Source organism: Luteibacter sp. OK325, assembly GCF_003050935.1.
Taxonomy (GTDB): domain Bacteria; phylum Pseudomonadota; class Gammaproteobacteria; order Xanthomonadales; family Rhodanobacteraceae; genus Luteibacter.
This window is the reverse complement of the sequence record NZ_QAOX01000013.1, coordinates 66249-81111: the sequence shown is the minus strand read 5'-3', so window position 1 is coordinate 81111 and position 14863 is coordinate 66249. Positions and strand designations below refer to the sequence as shown.

Annotated in this window: 16 protein-coding genes and 1 other RNA gene; 6 read left to right on the top strand and 11 right to left on the bottom strand. The window is 63.9% G+C overall.

The window, feature by feature from the left end:
* Positions 1–203 precede the first annotated feature (203 nt).
* From rmuC to C8J98_RS20800, 7 genes are all read right to left on the bottom strand, one after another.
* Complete coding sequence (rmuC, locus tag C8J98_RS20830) at positions 204–1652, bottom strand: DNA recombination protein RmuC (RefSeq protein WP_107915676.1); 1449 nt, start codon at positions 1650–1652, stop codon at positions 204–206.
* Positions 1653–1855: 203 nt separating this feature from the next.
* A complete protein-coding gene (gene rpiA / locus C8J98_RS20825; RefSeq protein ID WP_107915674.1) occupies positions 1856–2512 on the bottom strand; it encodes a ribose-5-phosphate isomerase RpiA in 657 nt (218 codons plus the stop codon).
* Complete coding sequence (locus tag C8J98_RS20820) at positions 2509–2967, bottom strand: EVE domain-containing protein (protein WP_107915672.1); 459 nt, start codon at positions 2965–2967, stop codon at positions 2509–2511. Before C8J98_RS20820 ends, rpiA begins: the two co-directional genes overlap by 4 nt.
* Positions 2964–3575, bottom strand: a complete 612-nt coding sequence (locus C8J98_RS20815) for a 5-formyltetrahydrofolate cyclo-ligase (RefSeq protein WP_107915670.1) — start codon at positions 3573–3575, stop codon at positions 2964–2966. The genes C8J98_RS20820 and C8J98_RS20815 overlap by 4 nt, the downstream gene beginning before the upstream one ends.
* 109 nt (positions 3576–3684) lie before the next feature.
* A non-coding RNA gene (ssrS, locus tag C8J98_RS20810) (6S RNA) lies at positions 3685–3868 on the bottom strand.
* Between the two features lie 7 nt (positions 3869–3875).
* Positions 3876–4184: a cell division protein ZapA gene (locus tag C8J98_RS20805; RefSeq protein ID WP_046967972.1), complete on the bottom strand. Its 309-nt coding sequence runs from the start codon at positions 4182–4184 to the stop codon at positions 3876–3878.
* Between the two features lie 8 nt (positions 4185–4192).
* Entirely contained in the window at positions 4193–4417 is a 225-nt protein-coding gene (locus tag C8J98_RS20800) for a TIGR02449 family protein (protein ID WP_063574137.1), read from the bottom strand.
* Between the two features lie 113 nt (positions 4418–4530).
* On the opposite strand from C8J98_RS20800, the gene C8J98_RS20795 reads away from it, so the two are divergent.
* Both C8J98_RS20795 and C8J98_RS20790 read left to right on the top strand, forming a co-directional pair.
* The gene (locus C8J98_RS20795) at positions 4531–5097 is read left to right on the top strand and encodes a UPF0149 family protein (protein ID WP_107915668.1); all 567 of its coding nucleotides are present in this window, start codon (positions 4531–4533) and stop codon (positions 5095–5097) included.
* Positions 5094–6386, top strand: coding sequence for an aminopeptidase P N-terminal domain-containing protein (locus C8J98_RS20790; RefSeq protein ID WP_107915666.1), 1293 nt, complete (start codon positions 5094–5096; stop codon positions 6384–6386). Before C8J98_RS20795 ends, C8J98_RS20790 begins: the two co-directional genes overlap by 4 nt.
* A gap of 124 nt (positions 6387–6510) precedes the next feature.
* Here the strand turns inward: C8J98_RS20790 and C8J98_RS20785 are convergent, their stop codons facing one another.
* Positions 6511–7584 (bottom strand): heparan-alpha-glucosaminide N-acetyltransferase domain-containing protein, encoded by a 1074-nt coding sequence (locus C8J98_RS20785; protein WP_107915664.1) that lies wholly within the window; start codon positions 7582–7584, stop codon positions 6511–6513.
* A gap of 139 nt (positions 7585–7723) precedes the next feature.
* On the opposite strand from C8J98_RS20785, the gene cydP reads away from it, so the two are divergent.
* From cydP to cydX, 4 genes are read left to right on the top strand one after another with little or no spacing between them, the layout of a single operon-like run.
* Positions 7724–7945, top strand: a complete 222-nt coding sequence (gene cydP / locus C8J98_RS20780; protein WP_107915662.1) for a cytochrome oxidase putative small subunit CydP — start codon at positions 7724–7726, stop codon at positions 7943–7945.
* Complete coding sequence (locus C8J98_RS20775) at positions 7942–9513, top strand: cytochrome ubiquinol oxidase subunit I (protein ID WP_107915660.1); 1572 nt, start codon at positions 7942–7944, stop codon at positions 9511–9513. The genes cydP and C8J98_RS20775 overlap by 4 nt, the downstream gene beginning before the upstream one ends.
* Before the next feature lie 10 nt (positions 9514–9523).
* Complete coding sequence (gene cydB, locus C8J98_RS20770; protein ID WP_107915658.1) at positions 9524–10654, top strand: cytochrome d ubiquinol oxidase subunit II; 1131 nt, start codon at positions 9524–9526, stop codon at positions 10652–10654.
* A 13-nt stretch (positions 10655–10667) separates the two neighbouring features.
* The gene (gene cydX, locus C8J98_RS20765) at positions 10668–10805 is read left to right on the top strand and encodes a cytochrome bd-I oxidase subunit CydX (protein ID WP_107915656.1); all 138 of its coding nucleotides are present in this window, start codon (positions 10668–10670) and stop codon (positions 10803–10805) included.
* Positions 10806–10883: 78 nt separating this feature from the next.
* On the opposite strand, the gene C8J98_RS20760 is transcribed toward cydX, so the two are convergent.
* From C8J98_RS20760 to C8J98_RS20750, 3 genes are all read right to left on the bottom strand, one after another.
* Positions 10884–12425, bottom strand: coding sequence for an N-acetylmuramoyl-L-alanine amidase (locus tag C8J98_RS20760; protein WP_107915654.1), 1542 nt, complete (start codon positions 12423–12425; stop codon positions 10884–10886).
* Positions 12426–12642: 217 nt separating this feature from the next.
* On the bottom strand, positions 12643–13965 hold the full coding sequence (gene pepQ, locus C8J98_RS20755) for a Xaa-Pro dipeptidase (protein ID WP_107915652.1): 1323 nt from the start codon (positions 13963–13965) through the stop codon (positions 12643–12645).
* Positions 13966–14213: 248 nt separating this feature from the next.
* The gene (locus C8J98_RS20750; RefSeq protein WP_107915650.1) at positions 14214–14828 is read right to left on the bottom strand and encodes a hypothetical protein; all 615 of its coding nucleotides are present in this window, start codon (positions 14826–14828) and stop codon (positions 14214–14216) included.
* Positions 14829–14863 lie beyond the last annotated feature (35 nt).

Here is a 14863-nt window from a genome sequence, read left to right as displayed (position 1 = left end):
AGTCAGATAATTCTGCTTCCAGGAGCCGGCGGCCTCCCCGGGATCTCACTTGCTGCACCTCCCAGCGGGAGGCATGCCCAAGATACAAGGAGCCGATTTATCGGCGAATGGTAAATAAACCCGCTGCGCAGCAGCGCTCCGACCAGGTTGCTTGGCCCAGATTCCGCCGAAGGAAGAGCTCGCCGATGAATCGGCTCCTACAATTAGTCCTCGGACTGGTCTGGGGCCTCGGGCTCGTCCAGATCCGGTGGTAGTTCCAGCAACGACTGCGACTGGTCCCCGGTCAGCGACTCGACACCGCGCAGCTTGCGCTCGATGGCGCGGGTGCGGGTGCCGGCGTTGTCGATGCTGTTGCGCACCGTATCCAGCTGCTTGCGGGTCTTTTCCAGCACCGTGCCGAACTTGCTGAACTCGTTCTTGACCGCGCCCAGCACCTGCCAGACCTCGGACGAGCGCTTCTCGATGGCCAGGGTGCGAAAACCCATCTGCAGGCTGTTGAGCAGGGCGGTGAGGGTGGTCGGGCCGGCGATGGTGACGCGGTAGTCGCGCTGCAGCTGGTCGGAGAGGCCCGGCCGGCGGATCACTTCGGCGTAGAGGCCTTCGGTGGGCAGGAACAGGATGGCGAAGTCGGTGGTGTGCGGCGGTGCGACGTACTTCGTGTGGATCCGCTTGGCTTCCTCGCGCACGCGTAGTTCGAGAGCCTTGCCGGCCGTGAGAACGCCTTCGGCGTCCGCGGCGTCCTGGAAGTCGAGCAGGCGCTGGTAGTCCTCGATGGGGTACTTGGCATCGATAGGCAGCCAGACCGGGGTGCCGTCTTCAGTGCCCGGCAGACGGATCGCGTACTCCACGCGATCGGCGGAGCCGGGCACCGTGGCCACGTTGGCGGCGTACTGCTCGGCGACAAGGATTTGCTCGAGCAGGGCGCCGAGCTGGACTTCGCCAAAGGTACCGCGGGTCTTCACGTTGGTGAGCACGCGCTTCAGGTCGCCCACGCCGGCCGCGAGGGCCTGCATTTCGCCGAGGCCGCGCTGGACGGCTTCGAGGCGCTCGGAAACCAGCTGGAACGACTGCCCGAGGCGGGTTTCCAGGGTGGACTGCAGCTTCTCGTCCACCGTGGCCCGCATCTGTTCCAGCTTGGCCGCGTTGTCCTGCTGGATCGCCGCCAGACGGGTCTCCAGGGTGGCGCGGACCTCACCAAGGCGCTTTTCGTTGTCGGTGGTCAGCGCCGTGAAGCGCTGGTCGAGTAGCTCGCCGAAGTGCTTCAGGGTGAGCGCGGACTCTTCGCGGGTCTTGCGCGAGTCGTCGGCCAGGCCCTGGCGTAGCGACTGCAGGCCGGTATCGGTGCGCTCGGTCAGCTGATCCAGGCGGCGCCCGAAGCCTTCGATACGCTCGTGCTGGCGCTCGGCAGCCAGTTGCATCTGCTCCTGCACGTGGCCGCGGAACTGGCTGAAGCTTTCGCCGAGCTCGCCACGGCCGGCACGCTGTTCGTCGCGCAGCACACCCTCGAGCCGGCGCGTGTCTTCGCGTATGGCGTCCAGGCGGCCGGCGTTGCCGTCGTCCTGTTTTCCGCGGGAAAGCAGCACGAGAAGAAGGCCGATACAGGCAACGGCCAGCACCAGGAGAGCAATGAGGAGGATGGATTCGAGCGTCATGGGGCGAGAGGGTACACCGGCTTCGTGTGGGAGCCGGCTATGCCGGCGATGGGTGTTGCGGCTTAACCGCTCCGTTGGCTTTTCGCCGCTGAAGCGGCTCCCACATGACTTGTTTCGCCGCTGAAGCGGCTCCCACATGACTTGTTTCGCCGCTGAAGCGGCTCCCACACGGAACCAGCTCCTACATTTGCCTGCCGGGCGGGTCAGAGTTCGCGATTGCCCACGATGACGACATCCGCCGGGCGCTTTGCGAACAGGCCCACGGTGACGATGCCGACGATCTGGTTCAGCGTGGCCTCGAGCTCGACCGGCTGGGTGATGCGCCAGTTGTGCACGTCGAGGATCCAGTTGCCGTTGTCGGTGACTACGCCATCGCGCCACACCGGCTGGCCGCCGAGGGCGACGATTTCGCGGGCGACCAGGCTGCGGGCCATCGGAATGACTTCGATCGGCAGCGGGAACTTGCCGAGGACGTCGACCTGCTTGCTCGCATCGATGATGCAGACGAATTTATCGGACGCGGCGGCGACGATCTTCTCGCGCGTGAGTGCCGCACCACCGCCCTTGATCAGGCGCCCCTGCGGGTCGCATTCGTCGGCGCCGTCCACGTAGAGGTCGAGCCGGCCGGCGGCGTTGAGGTCGAGCACATCGATACCCATCTTGCGCAGGCGATCGCTCGACGCTTCCGAGCTGGACACGGCGGCCTTGATCTTGTCGCGGAACGGCGCGAGCGCGTCGATGAAGAAATTCACCGTGGAGCCGGTACCCACGCCGATGATGCCGCCCTTGAATGTGCCGTTCTCGACGTAACGATGCGCCGCGGTCTCGGCAGCGAGACGCTTTTCGTTGTCCTGGCTCATGGCTTTTCCAGCGTGAGGATGAAATCCCAGTCGCTCTTGGCGACCGGCATGACCGACAGGCGGTTGCCTTTGCGCACCAACGGCATGTCGACGAGTTCGTCGCGGTTCTTCAGTTCTTCGAGCGAGATGGTGCGCGCGAGCTTGCGCTCGAACTTCACATCGATGAGCACCCAGCGCGGTTCCTCGCGGGTGGCTTTCTCGTCGTAGTACTTGGATTTCTTGTTGAACTGGCTCTCGTCCGGGTAAGCCGGCGATGCGACCGTGGCAATGCCGACGATGCCCGGGATATCCGTGTTCGAGTGGTAAAAGAAGATCTTGTCGCCGACCTTCATGCCATCGCGCATGAAGTTGCGCGCCTGGTAATTGCGCACGCCATCCCAGGGCTCGCTGCCCTTGCGCTTGAGATCGTCGATGGAGAAGGCATCCGGCTCGGACTTCATGAGCCAGTACTTCATGCGGCGTTACCCGTGCAGTCGATCAGTTCTTTGTCGGTCGCGATGTAGTCGAGCGAGATATCCCAATCGGCGGTGGTGATCGCGTCCAGTTCCTGGAAGTGGTAACCGACGCCGACGAGCAAGGGCTGGGCCGGGCGCTGCTGGCCGTGCAGGAATTCGAAGCTGCGGTCGTAGTAGCCGCCGCCGAAGCCGAGGCGGTTGCCCTTGCGGTCGAAACCCAGCAGGGGCACCAGCACAAGGTCGAGCTTGTTGGCCTCGACGATGCGCTCGGAGGCCTTGGGCTCGGGAATGCCCATGTCGTTGGATTCGACGTCCTCGCCCGTGGTCCACGGCGCGAAGGTGAGACGGCGCTTGCCACCCGATTTGGTCACGATGGGCAGGTAGAAAGTCTGGCCGCGCTCGGCGAGAGGCGCGATGGCCATGTTGAGCGGCAGTTCGCCACCCGTGGCCCAATAGCCCGCCACGTGTTTGTCGGTAAGGAATTCGGGCAGCTGCTCCAGTGAATGGCGCAGGCCCTGGGCCGCCGCAACGCGCTCGGCCGGCTTCAGCTGGCGTCGGCGCTGGACGAGGTCGGCTCGAAGTTCGCGTCTCTCGGGAAGCTTTGACATGGGGCGCTCAGCTGGACGGCACGGTCGAAGGTTGCCGTCGAGCCGCCCCAGCCGGTGCCGCGACAGGGGCGCTGACCGGCCCTGGGGCCGATCGGCTGATTAAGGAGAGGCGTTCTCCGCGATGCCGCTGCGCACCAAACGACCTTGATCCAAAGGATCAGGTGGGAGAGCCACGCAGCATTTAGGCTTTCCGCACGAAGGCGGACATGCACAACAGCCACGAATAGCCGACCCGGGGTCGTATGTAGGAACAAGGCAAATGTAAAGTGCGCTGGCGAACACCGCAGGGAACGCCTTCGGCTATTTTACCGGTGCGTCGAGCAGACCATCAAGCTTCTTGCGAAGGGAAGCCAATCCGTCGGTCAGCACCTGTTCCTGCGACTCGTGCTCCTTTCTGAGCGAAAGCAGCTCGTGAGCGATGCTGACGGCCGTCAGGACGGCAATCCGGTCGAAACCGGGCGCCTTGGCATTGGCTTTGAGCTCGCGCATCTTGCCGTCGAGGAACTGGGCGGCGGCAATCAGGCCGGCCCGTTCCTCCGGTGCGCACGCGATGTGAAACTCGCGGTCGAGCAGACGGAGGGATACCGGTTCGCTGGCGGTGGCATTCATGTGACAGATCAGCCCGTGTTCTCGAGCGCCTTAAGGCGCTGGATCATCGCTTCGACGCGGCCGCGCGCCTGTTCGTTGCGCGCCATGAGTCCCGCCCGTTCGTTCGCCAGTTGTTCCTGGCTGTGCCGCAGGCTGCGGTTTTCCTCGTTGAGGCGGCGAACGGTATCGACGAGCCGGTCGAGCGTCGCGCTCAGGGCTTCCACTTCGGTCTTGAACGCGTCCGGGTTCGTCATGCGCGGACTATAACAGGAGGTTCGCGCTTGTCGGCAGGGGGTGAGGGCGGGGCCCGGGCGGCGTGAAGGCACCTGCACTAGAATGTACGGCGAAGCTATCGAGGAGCACCCCCATGTCGTCCAATCAGACCGTTGATCCCGAAGACATCGCCGAACTCATCGGGCGTTGCAAGCTGGCCGTGTCGGTGAGCGAATTCCACGGCGCCCTGGTCGGTTACATCAGCGCCGGCGGCCGCTTCCCTCACGGGTCGGTGCTGGCGGCGCTCGAACTCGAGCCCGACCAGGCACCTACGGCCGATGAGCAGGCCATGCTCACCCGCCTCCGTCACCAGACCGAAGAATGGCTCGCCGATACAGACCTGACCTTCTCGCCCTGGCTGCCAGACGACGACGCCCCGATCCATGAACGTGCGGAGGGTTTGAGTGCGTGGGCCGAGGGCTTCCTCGGCGGTTTCGGTCTCGGCGGTACTGCCGAGGCGAACAAGAACATGAGCGAAGAAGCCCGCGAACTCCTCACCGACATGGCCGGCATCGCCACGACGGAGTTCGAGTTCGACAAGGACGACGATGTAAACGACGAAAACCTGACCGAAATCGAGGAATACGTCCGCACCGGCGCGCTCCTGCTGCACGCCGAATTCAGCCGCGTATCACGACCGGCCAGCGACACGCTGCATTGATCGCGGCCGCCGAGTACGCCCGGCGACGCCGGGAGCTGATGCGCATGGCCGGCGAGGATGCGGTACTGATCCTCGCCGCTGCCCCCGAACGCATGCGCAACGCCGACGCCCCGTGGCCGTACCGGCAGGACTCCGATTTCCACTACCTCACCGGCTTCGGCGAACCCGAGGCCGTGCTTGCCCTGTTGCCGGGGCGGGCCCACGGCGAAACCGTGCTGTTCTGCCGGGAACGCGATGCCGAGCGCGAGCGCTGGGATGGCGAGCGGATGGGCACGGATCGTGCAGCGCGCGAACTTCGCCTCGACGACGCCTTCCCCATCGACGATATCGACGACATCCTGCCCGGGATGATCGAGGGCAGGGCGCGGGTCTACTGCCACTTCGGGCAGGAGCCGGATTTCGACGCCCGCCTGCTGGGCTGGATACGCCGCCTGCGTACGGCGCGCGGTGGCGGCGTGGTGCCGAAGGACCTGGTCGCCCTCGGCCATCTGCTCCACGACCTGCGCCTGTTCAAGTCGCGCGACGAACTCATCCTGATGCGGCGTGCCGGCGAAGTAGCCGGCGCGGCCCACATCGCCGCCATGGCGCTGGCGCGCCCCGGCGTGGCGGAATATGAGATCGAAGGCGAGATTCTCCGCAGCATCCGCAGCCAGGGCGCGGTGCCCGCGTTCCCCCCGACCGTCGCCGGCGGGGCCAACGCCTGCATCATGCATTACCAGGCAAACCGGGCCACGCTGAAGGACGGCGACCTGCTGTTGATCGACGCCGGCGCCGAAGTCGATTGCTATGCCTCGGACATCACGCGCACGTTCCCGGTCGGTGGACGTTTCTCGACAGCCCAGCGCGCGCTCTACGAGATCGTCCACGAAGCCCAGCTCGCTGCCATCGACGCGGTGCGCCCGGGGCTCTCTTTCGGCGCGGCGCACGATGCCGCCGTGCGGGTCATCGCCGAAGGCCTCTGCGCCGTGGGTATCCTCAAGGGCGATGCCGACCGCGCCATCGCCGAGGGCAGCTATAAAACCTATTTCCCCAGCAAGACCGGCCACTGGCTCGGCCTGGACGTGCATGACGTGGGTGACTACCGCATCGATGGCGAGCCTCGCGTGCTCGAGGAAGGCATGGTCGTCACCGTCGAACCGGGCATCTATGTCCCGCCACACGACAAGACCGTCGACGAACGCTGGCGCGGCATCGGCATTCGCATCGAGGACGATGTGGCCGTGACCAGGGGCGCGCCGGACGTGTTGACCGCCATGGTCCCCAAGTCCCCCGACGCCCTGGAGCGGTGAATGTGGGGCCGCGCCTCGTGGGAGCCGATTAATCGGCGATCCCGCGGCAGCGGGCAAGGATGCCGCGAGCACCCATCGCCGCTGAAGCGGCTCCCACAAGATGCTGCACCACGTCCACAGGGTTCTAGACCTTGAGGTAGATGCCGCGCTTGTCCATCCAGCGGACGACGAGCCACCAGATGGCGACGAAGACCACGCCCCACGCGGCGGACGGAACGTATGGTCCGAATATCGGCGTCAACCATGAGGCGAAGGCCGTCTGGTACAGCGGCGCGGCAACACCGAGCCCAATCAACAGGTAAACCATCAGGCCCGAGCCCGCATAGGCGGCGATCGCGTTGACACCGAAAGCGCGCCCCGGAAGTTTCCAGCCGCGCAGGTCGACCAGTACGTGAAAAAGTGCCAGCAAGGCGAACGACCAGCCGCCCGTCCACAACACATAGCTCGGCGTCCACAGGTTCTTGTTCAACGGCCACAGTGGCTGAAGCAACCAGCCTGTCACGGCGCAGACCACGGCGGCGATAACCAGCCGGCGCGTGTCGCCGGCACGCAGCCACGCTCCCGCACGCATGCCCAGCAGCGTGGTCGCCAGCGCGGGCAGCGTGGCCAGCAGGCCTTCGGGATCGTGGCCACGACCCGTGGCGGGGTCGGTGCTGTAGACGAAGTGACCGAATACGGCGGTGTCTACGCGGCTCACGATGTTGACCCAGGGATCGAGCGAGCCGCCCGCCAACAGCAGCGCCCCGTAGCCGACCAGCAGCGCGACACCGATGACATCGCGCGTACGCGGCCGCGTATCCACGGCAAGCAGCGCCGCCGCGGCAAAACAGAGGCCGATCCTCTGGAGCACGCCAGGAATGCGTAGGTGTGCCTCCGGGATGGCCAGCCACGCCATGAAGTTAAGCAGCAGCCCCAGCCCGACGATGCGGGCGGCGCGGCGCAACGCCGCATGCCGAATAGGTGCACGCTCGGCGCCGGCCTCGATGCGTGGCACGATGGCCAACGACACCGACACGCCGACGATAAAGAGAAAGAGGGGAAAGACCAGGTCGGTCGGCGTGCAGCCGTTCCACCCGGCATGCTCCAGGGGCGACCACACATGGCCCCAATCGCCGGGATCGTTGACCAGGAGCATGGCCGCAACCGTCATTCCACGTATGACATCGACTGAGGCGTAGCGCACTTTATTCAGGGCCATCCCGGGGATACGCTTCGACGAAAGGGGGAAACCAAAGGATACGCGGTCGGCCGGTTGCGACAATCGGCCATGGGTCGCGGCAAGCTCGCCAGGCATACGATGCCCGGCAGATGGTCAGGGAATCAATGGAGTCGCACCCATGGTTGTCGACGTTCCACCCAGGCGCCGCCGCTGGCGCGACAAGAAGCCCCTGCCGAGGCTCGCCCTCGAGCTGTCGCTGATCGTCGTCGCCAAGCTCGCCCTGCTCATGCTCATCTGGTACGTGGCCATCCGGCCCTTGCCTCGGGCGGACGTCTCGCCCGCCGGTGTCGGAAGGATGCTCGCGCCCGCCTCCGCCTCTACCCAGGGATCCCAACCATGATCGTCGACCCCGATGTCGTCGGCCTGTCGCGCCTGCAGTTCGCACTGACGGCGCTATACCACTTCCTCTTCGTGCCACTCACGCTCGGCCTCGCCTTCATGCTCGCCATCATGGAGAGCGTGTACGTGATGACGCGCCGCGAGATATGGAAACGCATGACCCAGTTCTGGGGCGTGTTGTTCGGTATCAACTTCGCCATGGGCGTGGCCACGGGCGTGACCATGGAGTTCCAGTTCGGCACGAACTGGGCCTACTACTCGCATTACGTCGGCGATATCTTCGGCGCGCCGCTGGCCATCGAAGGGATGATGGCCTTCTTCCTCGAGGGCACGCTGGTCGGCCTGTTCTTCTTCGGCTGGGATCGCATCTCGCCACTGAAGCACATGCTGGTGACCTGGTTCCTTGCTTTGGCGACCAGCCTCTCCGCGTTGTGGATCCTTATCGCCAATGCATGGATGCAGAACCCGGTGGGCGCCGCCTTCAATCCGCAGACGATGCGTATGGAGGTCACCTCGTTCAAGGAAGTCATCTTCAATCCCGTCGCGCAGTCCAAATTCGTGCACACGGTGAGCGCGGGCTACACGATGGGCGCGATGTTCGTGCTGTCGATCAGTGCGTGGTACCTGCTGCGCGGACGCAACGTGGATTTTGCCAAACGCTCGATGACGGTGGCCGCCAGTTTCGGCCTCGCCGCATCGTTGTCGGTCGTGGTGCTGGGCGACGAGTCCGGTTACACCGTGTCCGAGAACCAGAAGATGAAGATGGCCGCGATCGAGGCCATGTGGGAGACCGAACCGGCGCCTGCTTCGTTCACCCTGTTCGGCATCCCTGATACGAAGGCACGCGAAACGCATGCTGCCATTCGCGTGCCCTGGGTCATGGGCCTGATTGGCACACGTTCCATCGATCAGCCGATTCCAGGTATCGCCGAACTTGTCGACGATGCAAAGACGCGCATCGGCTACGGGATCCAGGCCTACGACGCCATGCTCGTGCTGCGCGAGAACAGGGAAGACGCGCAGGCTAAGGCGATCCTCGCTGCGCACGACAAGGACATGGGTTATGCGCTGCTGCTGAAGCGTTTTATGGACGACCCGCGCAAGGCGACGCCCGCGGATATCCAGAAAGCGGCGGATAGCACCATCCCGAACGTGCCCGTGCTGTTCTGGTCGTTCCGCATCATGGTGGCCTGCGGCATGTACTTCATCTTCCTGTTCGCCTATGCGTTCTGGCGTTCGAGCAAACGGCGCCTCGATGGCCGTGGATTCCTGAAAGTGGCCCTATGGAGCCTGCCGCTACCGTGGGTGGCTGCGGAACTGGGATGGATCGTCGCCGAATATGGACGCCAGCCGTGGGCCATCGAGGGAGTGTTACCCACCGCGCTGGGCGCGTCGTCGCTCACGGCGGGCCAGGTGTGGATTTCGCTCGGCGGTTTCGTGCTGTTCTACACGGCGCTGGCCTTTGTCGACGGTTACCTGATGCTCAAGTTCGCCCGCAAGGGTCCGGACGGCCTCGGCATGTGGCCGAAGCGCCCGGACGCCATTCCCGTCACCGCGCAGACGGTCTGAGGAGAACGCCATGTTCGACTATGCAACCTTGCGAGTGATCTGGTGGGCCCTCATCGGCATCCTGCTGATCGGCTTTGCGATCATGGACGGCTTCGACTTCGGGGTAGCCGCCTTGTTGCGCATCCTCGGTCGCGACGAGCACGAGCGAATCGTGCTGCTGGAGACCATCGAGCCCACCTGGGAAGGTAACCAGGTGTGGTTCATTCTCGGCGGCGGCGCGGTGTTCGCCGCGTGGCCGCTGCTCTACGCGGCGTCGTTCTCCGGCCTTTACGTGGCGATGTTCGTGCTGCTCGTTGCCTTCATCATTCGCCCGGTCGGTTTCAACTTTCGCGAGAAGGTGGACGATCCGCGCTGGCGGGCGGTGTGGGATACCTGTCTGATCGCGTCCGGTGTGATCGTGATGCTGGTTTGCGGGGTGGCCTTCGGTAACCTGTTCCTTGGCCTGCCGTTTCGCTACGACGGTGATTTGCGGATGACGTGGGACGGTAGCTTCTTTCAGTTGTTCCGGCCGTTCGCGTTGTTAGCCGGATTGGTGAGTCTCAGCATGCTGCTCGCGCATGGTGCGAGCTGGGCGGCGATGAAGGCCGATCATGTGATTGCGGAACGTGCGGCGAAGGTTTCGCGCATCGCTTCGGCCGTGTACATCGTGTTGTTCGTGCTTGCCGGCATCTGGTTGGCTTACGGCATTCCGGGTTACGCGGTGTCGGGGCCGGTAGTGACGGACGCGATGTCCAACCCGATGAACAAGCAGGTGGCCGTGGGCGGAACGTGGTTCGCCGGTTACCTCACGCATCCGTACTTCTGGGCGGGTCCTATCGTCGCCTTCGTCGGAGCGCTCGGACTACAGCTGTTCGTCGGCAAGCGCGGCTTCATGGGCTTCTTCTGCAGCTGCCTTGCCGTGGCCGGAACCATTCTCTCGGCAGGCTTCGCGCTATTCCCGTTCCTGATGCCGTCGTCGGTCGATCCGACCTCGAGCCTCACGGTGTGGGACGCGTCTTCGAGCCGCGGCACGCTGCTGATCATGCTTGGCGTCACCGTGGTCTTCATTCCGCTGATCCTGCTCTACACCGGCTGGGTCTACCGCGTGATGCGCGGCCGGGTCACCCTCGAACACGTGCGCAAGTCGCACAGCATGTACTGAAGGAGCAACAGCCATGTGGTATTTCGCCTGGATATTAGGCCTCGGCCTGGCCGCCGCCTTCGGCATTCTTAATGCGATGTGGTACGAGGTGCACTCGGATGACGAAGCCAGTCGCACACGCGACCCGATGCCGAAGCACGAGGGGCCGTGACGACGGTGGCCGACTGGTCGCATACGGGTTGGCTCGCCTCAGCGAGATCCTGTCGGGAGCCAACCCGTTGTTGAGGCGTTAGCCTTTCACGCACTTGATCTGATAAGTCACAGGCGTTGTACGTAGGCCTTCGAAATCCTTCGCCTCTACGCGAAACTCGACCGGCGGTTTGGACTCATCGCCACGCCAGCAAAGGTGACCGAAGCGATAGGCGTCCGCATCTTTCTTGTTGTACACGGACTTGATTGTCGGGCTGCACTTCTTCCCTTCTGGACAATCGAGCCTCGTCGATATTAGATGGACCGGATAGACCGGATTTCCAGAAATACTAATCGGCATCTGAATGTCTTTACCGACCACGGCGGTCATGGGGTCCGACGGCTTGACGATGAAAGGTGCGCACGATGCACCTTCGCGAAAGAGGCGCATACCCTTTGCGAGGCCTCTCATCGAGAGCTTCTGGAAATTCGGGTCCTGAAGAAGTTTGGCATCGCTCAAATTGGTATGGAACCCAACTTCGACGATCATGGAAGGGACTGTGGCATAGGAGTTCTCGCCCTTATCCTGCACGACCGACGGCTCCAGCGGGACCGTGTAGTTGGCGTACTGAGGATCTGAGTGGATCGCCTCCTTCATTCCGCACAAAGCAAGCTGAGCGAGGCTGAAGTCCCTAGAACGTCCCGGATGCACGAGGATACGTGTTCCAGTGGCGGAAGGTGCGTCGGCGTTGGTATGGATATGTGCTATCGCATCAGCCCCGATAAAGTTCGCATAGAGGGGGCGGCTCCTGATGTCCTGATGCATCTCCCGGCGCGCGTCCGTACTTTCTGGCTTGCTGTTCCATATCTCCGGATTGTTCGGTCGCCAGTTTTCGAGGAAATATCTGGCCGCCATGTTATTCCACGGCTTGCCGCTCGGCTCATGCACAAGACCTACGTCTCCTCCTCTAATCCGAATGGGGTCTGCACCATTCCGTTCGGTGGAGTACGAAAGCTCCTTTGCGAAAATGGTAGTTATTTCGTCCTCGAGGACGCCGTTCACCCTTTCTCTCTGCATAGTCCACTTGTACTTTGTATGAAAGTACGCGCCGTGGCCCGCTGCAACCACCACCTTGGCCCGCGCGGCCTGTGCAGAGGAAAAATGTCCAGCCGGTCGACCTAGGCGTTCTCCTTCCGGGATTATCTGGTTGAACCAGTAGTCCATGTCGTAGCCACCTATCCTCCAATCTGTGGTGGTAAATCCTGGAATGAGTCCTGTCAGGTCTTCCATTCCGACTCTGACGTACGACATGAAATCTTCGAGTTCAAGGCTACCGACGTCCTTGCCAAAGCTGATGTCTACTTCAAGAACGAGTACATTCGATGGCCGTTCAATCCTTGCCTGCACGACTATTGGCCGCCGGTCGTCTTCGAAGAAATTCCGACTGTTGGCAATCTCGTTGGCGCGATCGGATATCCGCTTTTCGAGGACTCGCCATTGAACGTCAGTCATCTCGGTCGCTGGCGGAGGTAGATCCTGCGCGAAGGCGGGAAGGGAGAAGCAAGCGACGGCGGTAATAGCTGCAACGAGTAGCTTCTTTTGCACCGCGCGCAGCTGAGAAGAGGTGTGTGGCTGGTTCATGTCGACGTCCTGGCGAGCCGCTCATGCGGCTCGACCATGCTCGACAGAACGCGCGGGCTCCGATGCCAGTCGCGCTAGCGGGACGTTGTCGTCCTTGGCTTTGTAGGGGTGGGGCGTGCCCGCAAGAGCGGGAAAGGGTGTGGTGAGCACCCATTCGCCGCTGAAGCGGCTCCTACAGAAGCGTGCCCGGTAGGAGCCAATTCATCGGCGAGCTTTGTCAGATCGACGCAAACGCATCGCGCGTCAGGTTCTCCGGCTCGCCTGTGGTGCAGACCACGTCGTCTTCGATGCGGATGCCGCCGTATTTGCGGAACGCGTCGACCTTGTTCCAGTCGATGTCGTTGGAGAACGGCTTGTTCTTCAGCTCGGCCAGCAGCATGTCGATGAAGTAGATGCCTGGTTCGATGGTGACCACCATGCCGGCCTCAAGGTTGCGCGTCAGGCGCAGGTACGGATGGCCTTCCGGCTTGGCGATGGTGCCGCCGGTCTCGCCCGCGGCGAAGCCGGCCACGTCGTGTACCTGCAGGCCGATGCCGTGGCCGAGGCCGTGCGGGAAGAAGGCCGAGGACACGCCGGATTCGACGGCGCTTTCGGCGCTCATGCGAATGAAGCCGTGTTCACGCAGCACACCGGCCAGCACATGGTGGGCGTGCACATGCAGCTCCGGGTAGCTTTGGCCAGCGCGCACCTTCGACACGAACGACTGCTCGGCGGCATCGACCGAATCGATAAGCGCCTGGAACTCACCGAAATTCTTGCCGGCATAGGTGCGCGTGATGTCGCTCGCATAACCCGACGCACTCGCACCCGCGTCGATCAGGAAGGAGCGGCTCTCGGCCGGGGCCTTGCGATCGAAGTTCGTGTAGTGCAGCACGGCGCCGTGCTCGTTCAGGCCGACGATGCTGGCGTACGGCAGCTCCGCGTCGATCTGGCCGACGGCGGTGAGATAGGCAAGGTGGATGCCGAGTTCGCTTTCACCATTGCGGAACGCCTGCTCGGCCGCGCGGTGGCCGCGCGTGCCGCGACGGCTGGCTTCGCGCATCAGTGCGATTTCGTACGGCGTCTTGAAGGCGCGGTGGTAGTGCAGGTGGTCGATGACGGCGGGCGGATTGTTCGCGCAGACTTCATCCAGTGCGCAGTACTGGTCGCCGATGATCGCCGAGCGTGCGAGTGATTGCGGCAGTTCCGCGATCGCATCGGCGGGCTTGCGCACGATGACGATGTCGAAGTGGTCGACCCAGTAGCCGGATGGTGCTTCCGGCACGACGTGCCAGTAATCGCGCGGCTGCAGGAAGACCAATTTGGGCTTCTCGCCCGGCGTGTAGACCAGCCAGCTGCCCGGGGCGTCGACCAGGGGCAGCCAGTGCTTGAAATGCGGGTTGGCGATGAACGGATAGTCCTGATCGTCCAGGAACTTGGTGATCGGTCGGCCGGCCGGGACGACGAGGTGGTCGAAACCGCCGCGCGCCAGCGCGGTATCGGTGCGCTCACGCAAGGTGGCGAGGTGCTGCGGGTAGAGCGCGGCCAGCGCGTCGTTCATTGTCGATCTCCGGGGCAGGGGGAGTGGGGCAAACGCCAATGGTGCGCTTCCCGGCCATCGGAGCCAACCCTATGCGGATGCCGGTTTTCCTGTGGGAGCCGCTTCAGCGGCGATTGGGTGCTTGTGGCTATCTGGCCTGCTGCCGCGGGATCGCCGCTGAAGCGGCTCCCACATCGCCGCTGAAGCGGCTCCCACATCGCCGCTGAAGCGGCTCCCACATCGCCGCTGAAGCGGCTCCCACAACACATTTACGCCCGGGCGTAGACCACGGCGAAATCGCCGGCGACATCGCCCAGGCGGTGGCGCAGGAGGGTGGCGAAGTGGTCGTGGTCACCGTCGGTCAGGCTGCGCAGGTGCGTGCCATACAGGGTGATCGCGTAATGACCGACCGCAAAATCGTGGGCAGGCGAGCGCCATAGCGTGAGCGGTGTCCAGGCGGCGCAGCCGGGGCAAGCCACGTAGGCGGAGTTGGGCGCGTCGCACCAGACCGCGAGCGCTTCTTCGAGCGCTTCGCTGCCTTCGTCACCCGGCGCCAGCGGCTGGCGGCATTCCGGGCAACGGATGGTGAAGCTGCCGTCGTAGCGGCAGAAAATGCCGTTTTCGGGACCGCCTTCGATCAGGCGTGAGCCGCCTTGCTCGTCGTCACGCCAGCGGTGGTTGCTCGCATGCAGGCCGATCGCGTAGACGCCGGTATCCTGCGTGAGGCGCTCGTCGAGCACGCGGAAACGCGGCTCGCTCTCGACTTCGTAGACCGACGAGATCGTGCCGTCGCCCACCAGCCTCAGGTACAGGCCGGTCGCGGCAGCCGCGGCGTCGTCGCGTTCAAGGTCGGTATCGACCAGGATGGTGGTGGCATCGCTCATGGTGGGCGATGGTGATCCCCTGTGCGGTGCGTCGT